Raw genomic sequence first — 8,270 nt, 5'->3', positions numbered from 1 at the left:
TCCCCGCCCCCCGCGGTTGAGCGGCGGGTTCACCTCACCCCCGATCCGAGCAGGCGGTTCGTGCTCCTACCCTTGAGGGGCCCAGTACGGGCGGCGTGTGCCACCTAAAGTTGGGGATCGGCATGGAAACGTATGCGGACTGGTTGCGCGCGCGAGGCGACGACGAGCTTCGTGCGCTGCTGTCCGCGCGTCCCGAGCTGCTCGCCCCCGTCCCCGCCGACCTGACCGCGCTCGCCGCCCGCGCCGCGACGCCCGCCGCGATCTCCCGCGCGCTCGACCGGCTGGACCGTTTCACGCTCGCCGTCCTGGAGGCCCTGCTCGTCCTGCCCGCCCCGGACGGCCCGGCGCCCGTCGCCGCCGCGGTCGCCGCCACCGCCGACCAGGTCGCCGGCGCGCTGGAGACGCTCCGGCGGTACGGGCTGGCCTGGGGGAACGGGACGCTGACCACGGCGCCCGGCGTCCGGCACGGCCTGCCGCACCCCGCGGGCCTCGGCCCGCCGGCCCGGGAGGCGTTCGCCGGATACCCCCCGGACCGGCTCATCGAGCTGATCACCGACCTGGCGGGGACGGCGCCGCGCGGGTTCGCCGACTCCGCGCGGCTCCTGGGGCGCCTCACCGAGCTGCTGGCCGAGCCCGGCCCCCTCATCGACGACGCCGGACCCGAGGCGCGCGCCGCCCTCGACGCCCTGGCGTGGGGCCCGCCGGTCGGGCGGGTCGCCGACGCGCGCCGCCCCGTCCGGGTCGCCACCGCCGTCACCCCGATCGAGCGGCTCCTCGCCCGCGGCCTCCTCGCCGCCGAGGACGACCGCACCGTCACCCTCCCCCGGGAGATCGCGCTGCACCTGCGCGGCGGGCGCCTGTTCCGGGACGTCCCGGCGGAGCCGCCGCCGCTGACGCCCGCGGGCGAACCGCGCGGCGAGGAGGTCGTGGTGCGCGCCGCGGCGGGCGAGGCGGCGGCGACCGTCCGGCTCATCGAGGAGCTGCTGGAGCGGTGGGGGCTGGAGCCGCCCCCGGTGCTGCGCAGCGGCGGCCTCGCCGTCCGCGACCTGCGCGCGGCGGCGACGCTCCTGGACGTCCCCGAATGGCATGCCGCGCTGCTCGTCGAGGTCGCGTACGCGGCCGGGCTGCTGACCCGCAGCGGCGACCTCGACGGCGAGTGGCTGCCCACCCCCGCCTACGACCTGTGGCTCATGCGCGACACCGCCGGCCGCTGGACCGAGCTCGCGCACGGCTGGCTGAAGTCCGACCGGGCCGCCGGGCTCGCCGGGGAACGCGACGACCGCGACCGGCTCATCAACGCGCTGAGCGAGGCGATGGTGCGCAGCAGCGCGCCGGCCACCCGCCGGGCGGTGCTGGAGATCCTCGCGGACGCGGGGCCCGGCACCGCCGTGACCGAGCCCGCCGTGCGCGCCCGGCTCGCGTGGCTGCGGCCCCGCCGCGGCGGCCCGATGCGCGACCGCCTCCTCGGCTGGACGCTGCGCGAGGCCGCCGTCCTCGGGTTCACCGGCTTCGGGGAACTGGCCCCCTTCGCCCGCGACCTCCTCGCCGGCGACGACCCGGAGCCGCGCCTGGAGAAGCACCTCCCCGCACCGGTCGACGAGATCCTCATCCAGGCCGACCTGACCGCGATCGCGCCCGGCCCGCTGGTCACCGACCTCGCCCGCGAGCTCGCCCTCGCCGCCGACGTCGAGTCCACCGGCGGCGCCACCGTGTACCGCTTCACGCCCGAGTCGGTCCGCCGCGCCCTGGACGCCGGCCGGACCGCCGCCGACGTCACCGAACTGCTGGCCCGGCACTCGGCGACACCGCTGCCGCAGCCGCTCACCTACCTCATCGACGACGTCGCCCGCCGGCACGGCCATCTGCGCGTGGGCGCCCTCGCGTCCTATGTCCGGACCGACTCGTCCAGCACGCTCGACGAGATCCTCGCCGACCGCCGCTCGGAGGTGCTGCGGCTGCACCGCCTCGCGCCGACCGTCCTCGCGTCCGGGCTGCAGCGGGCCGACCTCCTCGACGGGCTGCGCGCGATGGGCCTCGCCCCCGTCGCCGAGGCGCCCGGCGGCGGGGTGATCGTGACCCGCCCGGACGCGCAGCGCGCCGATCCCCCGCCGACCGCCGAGATCGTCCGGATCCGGCCGGAGGAGCGCACCGACGCCGCCATGCTGTCCGCCGCCGTCCGCGCGCTGCGCGCCGGCGACGAGGCGTCCGCGCACGGCGCCGAGCAGGCCCGGCTGCGCGCGGACACCCCGTCCGGCGAACCGCCCCGGTCCCCCGCGATGGCCACGATCGAGCGCCTCCGCGCCGCCGTCGAGCGCGGCGGGCGCGTCTGGATCGGCTACCTCGACCAGCAGGGCCAGGCGTCCAGCCGCATCGTGGAGCCGGTCCGCGTCGAGGGCGGCTTCCTCACCGGCTACGACGCCACCCGCGCCGCCGTGCACCGCTTCGCCCTCCACCGCATCACCGGTGTGTCCGAACTCGACGACGACCCCGCCCAGTAGCGGGCCGCGGGCGTTTCCGCAGGCCCGTGATCTTTCCTTTTCATCGCAGGCGAATTGCTTCCGGTGGGCGCGAACCGGCCGGTGCGGTGTCCGGTTGCGGACGCGGTGGAACCCTGCTTCGGTCGGCTTGGTCGTATTGGGTATCACAGCAGGGCGAGAGGAGACGGTCCGTGAGCGGATACGGAGGAAGCCCGCCGCCCGGCTGGCAGGACCCCTACGGCGGATCGCAGGGCTGGAGCGGCGATCCCCACGGCGGCGACCCCTACGGCGGAGGCGCGTACGGCGCCGGGTACTCCGGTTACGGCTACGGGCCGCCCGGGATGCCCACGAAACCGCCCCGCGACGCGAACACCGTCGCGGCCCTCGTCTGCAACATCGTCGGCGTGCTGCTGTGCTGCGGCGTCCTGTCCATCCCCGGCGTCATCACGTCCGCGATCGCGATGGGCCGCCTGCAGTCCGATCCCGAGTCCGCGCGGAAGCTGACGGTATGGAGCTGGGTGCTGTTCGGCGCGTCCGTCGTCTTCGGAATCATCTTCATCGTCATCTACATCTTCGTGGTCATCCTCGCCGAGACGAACGGCTACGACTCCACGTACTGACCCCGTTCCCCTTCTCCCCGCCTGCTCCCCGCCACGCCGCGGGACGCAATAACGCGGCGGTGCGCGGTGTTGGATCCTGTGGTCGCGTCCGGTGCGGGCCACGTGGCGTTCCCCTGGGGTAGCGTGCACGGGCGGTGCCCGGCCGGACCGGCACCGATCACCGAATCTCGACGGGGGCTCTCGCATTGACCGACGGTCCGCTCATCGTCCAGTCCGACAAGACGCTGCTGCTGGAGGTCGACCACGAGCTGGCCGACGCCTGCCGCAAGGAGATCGCCCCGTTCGCCGAGCTCGAACGGGCGCCCGAGCACGTCCACACCTACCGGGTGACGCCGCTCGCCCTGTGGAACGCCCGCGCCGCCGGCCATGACGCCGAGCAGGTCGTCGACACGCTGATCCGGTTCTCCCGGTACCCCGTCCCGCACGCCCTGCTGGTCGACGTCGCCGACACCATGGCCCGGTACGGACGGCTGCGGCTGGAGAAGGACCCGGTGCACGGGCTCGTCCTGTCGTCCTCCGACCGCTCGGTCCTGGAGGAGGTGCTGCGCGCCAAGAAGATCAAGGGGATGATCGGCGACCGGGTCGGCGACGACGCCGTCGCCGTCCACCCGAGCGAGCGCGGCGCCCTCAAGCAGGCGCTGCTCAAGCTCGGCTGGCCCGCCGAGGACCTCGCCGGATACGTGGACGGCGAGGCCCACGCGATCTCGCTCGCCGAGGACGGCTGGGAGCTGCGCTCCTACCAGCGGGAGGCCACCGACGCGTTCTGGCACGGCGGCTCCGGCGTCGTCGTGCTCCCCTGCGGCGCCGGCAAGACCATCGTCGGCGCCGCCGCCATGGCCCGCGCGGAGGCGACCACGCTCATCCTGGTCACCAACACCGTCTCGGCCCACCAGTGGAAGCAGGAGCTCATCCGGCGGACGTCCCTCACCGAGGACGAGATCGGCGAGTACACCGGTACGAAGAAGGAGATCCGTCCCGTCACGATCGCCACGTACCAGATCATGACGACGCGCCGGAAGGGCGCCTACGCGCACCTCGAACTCTTCGACGCCCGCGACTGGGGACTCGTCCTCTACGACGAGGTGCACCTGCTGCCCGCACCGATCTTCCGCATGACCGCCGACCTCCAGGCCCGCCGCCGGCTCGGCCTCACCGCCACCCTCGTCCGCGAGGACGGCCGCGAAGGGGACGTGTTCTCCCTCATCGGCCCCAAGCGCTACGACGCGCCGTGGAAGGACATGGAGGCCCAGGGCTGGATCGCGCCCGCCGACTGCGTCGAGGTCCGCGTCACCCTGACCGACTCCGAACGCCTCGCCTACGCGACCGCCGAACCCGAGGAGCGCTACCGCTTCTGCGCCACCACCGACACCAAGACCAAGCTCATCCAGGCGCTGGTGGACCGGCACAGGGGCGAGCAGACCCTCGTCATCGGCCAGTACATCGACCAGCTCGACGAACTCGGCGCGCTGCTGGACGCTCCCGTCATCAAGGGGGAGACCCGCGTCCGCGAGCGGGAGCGGCTCTTCGACGCGTTCCGCGCCGGTGAGATAGGGGTGCTGGTCGTCTCCAAGGTGGCGAACTTCTCCATCGACCTTCCCGAGGCGTCCGTCGCGGTGCAGGTCTCGGGTGCCTTCGGATCACGGCAGGAGGAGGCCCAGCGCCTCGGCCGCCTCCTGCGGCCCAAGGCGTCCGGGCAGGGCGCCCGCTTCTACGCCGTCGTCGCCCGCGACACCCTCGACCAGGACTACGCCGCCCACCGGCAGCGCTTCCTCGCCGAGCAGGGCTACGCCTACCGCATCGTCGACGCCGACGCAGTCCTCGCCGGCGACGAGATCTAGGTCCGAGGGGCCCCGGGTCGTCAGCGGCAGCCGGGATGCGGCCCGGCTTTGCTCACCACTTGGTCGAGCACGTCCCGCAGTCGGGCCAGCTCCTCTTCGGGGAGGTCGAACAGCGCGACGGCGTGCGCATGCCTGCCGTCGCGGAGCAGCGCGCGCTTACGCTCCCCCTCCTCGGTCAGCACCAGATGCTTGACCCGCCGGTCAGCGGGGTCGGGCCGCCGTTCGACGAGCCCGCGCCGCTCCAGCCCGTCGACGATGCCCGTCACGTTGGAAGCGTCGCACCGCAGCCACTCGGCCAGCCGCCGCATGGGGGCCGGCGCGTCCAGGTTCATCAGGGCCATCGCCTGGACGGGCGGCAGCCCCAGCTCCGCAGCCGCCGCGTCGAAGTTCGCCCGCAGCAGCCCGGCCACCTGGAAGACCGAGTCGGCCAGGTCGCCCACCAGCCGATCGACGTCCGCGCTCATGCCCCGATCATATTCGCTCCTTAACCGACTGGACTGTTGAGGATCTCAACTAAATGTGCGTAGACTGCCGAATAAGTTGAGCACCTCAACCATATACCTTCTCAAGGAGTACGGATGAGCATTCGGACCCAGAGTCTCGGTGTGGCCGGCGCCGTCGCGGCGGCCCTCGCGGTATGGGCGGTGGGAGAGCCCCTACTCGGGCACGACCTGGTCGTCGAGCAACCGGGCAAGGACGCCACCGACCTCGGGGCCGGGGCGTTCGCCACGTTCTCCTTGGCCGCCTCGCTTCTCGGATGGGCCCTCCTCGCCGTCCTGGAGCGCGTGACGGCCCACGGTCTCCGGATCTGGACGGTGGCCGCCCTCGCGGTCCTGGCCCTGTCCTTCTTCCCGTTGACCGGGGTGGAGGCGAGTGCGGGGGCGAAGACGGTGCTCGCCCTCGCACATGTCGCCGTCGCCGCGGTCCTCATCCCCGCCTTCCGGTACAGGCCGCCGCAGAGGCGGCGGGCCGGCGAAAGCGCCGAGGACGGGGAAGCGGTCGGCAGCCGGTGACGCGGAAGGCCCCGCACCTCGACGCGCGGACCGTCGAGATGCCGGGGCCACCCGCCGCCGATCAGTCGAGATCGTGCTCGCCCACCTTGACGGCGTTGACGAACACCGCCCATTCCGCGGGAGCGACGGCCAGCACCGGACCGTCCGGTGACTTGCTGTCCCGAATGCCGATGCCGGACCGCAGACCGGCGACCTCAACGCAGTTGCTCGACGCCTTACTGCGGGAACTCTTGCGCCAGCCGGCGCGCCAGAGAGCAGGACGGTCCATCCTTATCCTCCCTAGGGTCGGGAGGGCCCCTACCCTCACCCAGGCCATTCATCCGCAATGGCGAATTTCGGTTGCTCAAAATCTGAATTAAGCAGCGTCTCCTGGCTCCGAAAATGAGCATCAACCGCATTGGGCTTTGCCAGAGTGCGGCTGGCCGACAATTTCGCCCGCCAATCCGGTGCCGACCAGAGTTTCATTCGCCCGCCCGGAGGGCAAGGGCCGTTCGGCGCACCCGATCGAGCGTCGCAAAGCTATAGCTCGCCACGAATGTTCTGATCCTCCGCGTCCCTGGCACGGTTTTACTCGGTGAGGAGCGACCTCGTCGACCAGGGCGGACGCGTCGGGGCCCACGGCCGAAAATGGCTGGCCAGGCGATCGGAACGTTCCATAGCGTGGCCTCTGTCGGCCATCCGCCACCCTCGTCTCCTGGAGCACCGATGCCCCGCTGGTTGCTCGCTCTCGCGGCCGGCGCGCTCGTCTTCTACACCGACGACTACGTGATCGCCGGTGTGCTGCCCGAGATCGCCGCGTCCCTCGAGGTGAGCGTGGGCACGGCCGGCCAGCTCGTCACGGTCTTCTCCGTGACCGTGGCGGTCGCCGCTCCGCTCGCCGCGGTCGCGACGGCCCGCGTCCCCCGCCGGACGCTCCTGGTATCGGCCGCGCTCGTCTTCACCGCCGCCAACGCCGGAGCCGCAGTCAGCCCGACCTTCTCCGCACTGGTGGCCCTGCGGATCACGGCCGCGCTCGCCGCCGCCGCGGCGACGCCCGCCATGTTCGCGACCGCCGCCCGGCTCGCCGCCCCGGAGCGGACGGGACGCGCCGTGGCCGCCGTCGCGTTCGGCGTCACCGGCGCCATCGCGTTCGGCGTCCCGGCCGGGGCCTGGATCGGTGGTGCGGTGGGCTGGCGCGCGACGTTCGCCGTGATGGCGGCCGGGGGTGCACTCGTCGCCCTGGGCTTCTTCACCACGTTGCCACGGTGCGAGGCGGAGCAGGACGCTTTGCCCGTGCGGGCCCAGCTCGCCGTCCTCGGCCGCCCGGCCATCTCCTTCGGCCTGCTCGCCAACGTCGTGCTGATGTTCGGGTCGATGATGCTGCTGTCATACCTGGCGCCGTTCACCGCCGCACTCGCGAACGCGGACGTGACCGACCGCGGCGTCTTCTTCGCCTGCTCCGGGCTCGCCGGCATGGTCGGGATCTGGGCGGGCGGACGCGCCACCGACGCGTGGGGCGCCGACCGCACGCTCGTCGCCGGCGTGGGGGCGTTCCTCGCCACGATGGTGGCGTTGACCGCGCTGTGGCCGCTGCGTCCGATCTCGGTGCTTCCGCTGGTGGTCATCGTGACGATCTGGGGCGGCGCGGCATTCTGGAACTCCCCGGCCGTGCAGGCCAGGCTGCACGATCTCGCCGGGCCCGTCGCCACGCAGGCCCTGGCCCTCAACACGTCCGGCACCTATATCGGTGTCGCCATCGGCGGAGCCGTCGGTGGCGCGGTCCTGGACACCGCCGGCCCCGGTCTGCTCCCCCTCATCTCGGGGATGGCCGGTGTCGTCGCGCTCGCCCTCTTCATCGCCGCGGTCCGCCCCGTAGAGGCTTCTTCCAGCGCAGCGGTGGTGGACGAGTGAGCAGCCCACAGAAATGAGAAAGGGCCCCGCCATAAGGCGGGGCCCTTCCCTAATATATGTCCGGCGGTGTCCTACTCTCCCACACAGTCTCCCATGCAGTACCATCGGCGCTGAAGAGCTTAACTTCCGGGTTCGGAATGGGACCGGGTGTTTCCCCTTCGCCAAAACCACCGAACGTCTCAACGCACCACCCCCCACCAGGGGGCGTGCAAGTTCAACGTCCAAGCCGGCAAGGCTCAGCACATTCAATTAACAACACGGGTTGCCCAGGTTGTTTCCTGAGAACCACACAGGGACGCGAACAACTCTCGCAGCGGTTTGCTTTGAACGAATTGTGTGTTCAAGCCACTCGGCCTATTAGTACCGGTCAACTCCACACGTTACCGCGCTTCCATACCCGGCCTATCAACCCGGTCGTCTACCGGGAGCCTT

7 protein-coding genes and 2 rRNA genes are annotated in these 8,270 nt (G+C 72.2%); 5 read left to right on the top strand and 4 right to left on the bottom strand.

Annotated features, from left to right (window positions below):
• The first annotated feature begins 122 nt into the window (after positions 1-122).
• The 3 genes from E1266_RS32965 to E1266_RS32955 all read left to right on the top strand — a co-directional run bounded on the left by E1266_RS32965 (position 123) and on the right by E1266_RS32955 (position 4,935).
• Entirely contained in the window at positions 123-2,498 is a 2,376-nt protein-coding gene (locus E1266_RS32965) for a helicase-associated domain-containing protein (protein ID WP_132053810.1), read from the top strand.
• Between the two features lie 170 nt (positions 2,499-2,668).
• Positions 2,669-3,097: a DUF4190 domain-containing protein gene (locus E1266_RS32960; protein WP_132053808.1), complete on the top strand. Its 429-nt coding sequence runs from the start codon at positions 2,669-2,671 to the stop codon at positions 3,095-3,097.
• 185 nt (positions 3,098-3,282) lie between these two features.
• The gene (locus E1266_RS32955) at positions 3,283-4,935 is read left to right on the top strand and encodes a DNA repair helicase XPB (RefSeq protein WP_132053806.1); all 1,653 of its coding nucleotides are present in this window, start codon (positions 3,283-3,285) and stop codon (positions 4,933-4,935) included.
• 20 nt (positions 4,936-4,955) lie between these two features.
• Here E1266_RS32955 and E1266_RS32950 read toward each other — a convergent pair whose 3' ends face one another.
• Positions 4,956-5,399, bottom strand: coding sequence for a MarR family winged helix-turn-helix transcriptional regulator (locus E1266_RS32950; protein ID WP_132053804.1), 444 nt, complete (start codon positions 5,397-5,399; stop codon positions 4,956-4,958).
• A 114-nt stretch (positions 5,400-5,513) separates the two neighbouring features.
• On the opposite strand from E1266_RS32950, the gene E1266_RS32945 reads away from it, so the two are divergent.
• Positions 5,514-5,948 carry a DUF6069 family protein gene (locus E1266_RS32945; RefSeq protein ID WP_207946056.1) on the top strand — a complete coding sequence of 145 codons (435 nt, stop codon included), beginning with the start codon at positions 5,514-5,516 and terminating at the stop codon, positions 5,946-5,948.
• A gap of 61 nt (positions 5,949-6,009) precedes the next feature.
• Here the strand turns inward: E1266_RS32945 and E1266_RS32940 are convergent, their stop codons facing one another.
• Positions 6,010-6,216, bottom strand: coding sequence for a DUF397 domain-containing protein (locus E1266_RS32940; protein WP_132053802.1), 207 nt, complete (start codon positions 6,214-6,216; stop codon positions 6,010-6,012).
• A gap of 437 nt (positions 6,217-6,653) precedes the next feature.
• On the opposite strand from E1266_RS32940, the gene E1266_RS32935 reads away from it, so the two are divergent.
• Positions 6,654-7,838 carry an MFS transporter gene (locus tag E1266_RS32935; protein ID WP_132053800.1) on the top strand — a complete coding sequence of 395 codons (1,185 nt, stop codon included), beginning with the start codon at positions 6,654-6,656 and terminating at the stop codon, positions 7,836-7,838.
• Between the two features lie 58 nt (positions 7,839-7,896).
• Here the strand turns inward: E1266_RS32935 and rrf are convergent.
• Positions 7,897-8,013, bottom strand: a 5S ribosomal RNA gene (rrf, locus tag E1266_RS32930).
• Between the two features lie 161 nt (positions 8,014-8,174).
• A 23S ribosomal RNA gene (locus E1266_RS32925) occupies positions 8,175-8,270 on the bottom strand; the annotation flags it as partial.

The organism is Actinomadura sp. 7K534, assembly GCF_004348575.1.
In the GTDB taxonomy this organism is placed as follows: Bacteria; Actinomycetota; Actinomycetes; order Streptosporangiales; family Streptosporangiaceae; genus Spirillospora; species Spirillospora livida.
This window is presented reverse-complemented; position numbering and strand designations above follow the sequence as displayed.

Excerpts from the sequence above, each read along its gene's own strand:
- E1266_RS32940 (WP_132053802.1), bottom strand. The coding sequence starts at position 6,216 with ATGGACCGTCCTGCTCTCTGGCGCGCCGGCTGGCGCAAGAGTTCCCGC.
- E1266_RS32965 (WP_132053810.1), top strand. The coding sequence starts at position 123 with ATGGAAACGTATGCGGACTGGTTGCGCGCGCGAGGCGACGACGAGCTT.
- E1266_RS32950 (WP_132053804.1), bottom strand. The coding sequence starts at position 5,399 with ATGAGCGCGGACGTCGATCGGCTGGTGGGCGACCTGGCCGACTCGGTC.
- E1266_RS32945 (WP_207946056.1), top strand. The coding sequence starts at position 5,514 with ATGAGCATTCGGACCCAGAGTCTCGGTGTGGCCGGCGCCGTCGCGGCG.
- E1266_RS32935 (WP_132053800.1), top strand. The coding sequence starts at position 6,654 with ATGCCCCGCTGGTTGCTCGCTCTCGCGGCCGGCGCGCTCGTCTTCTAC.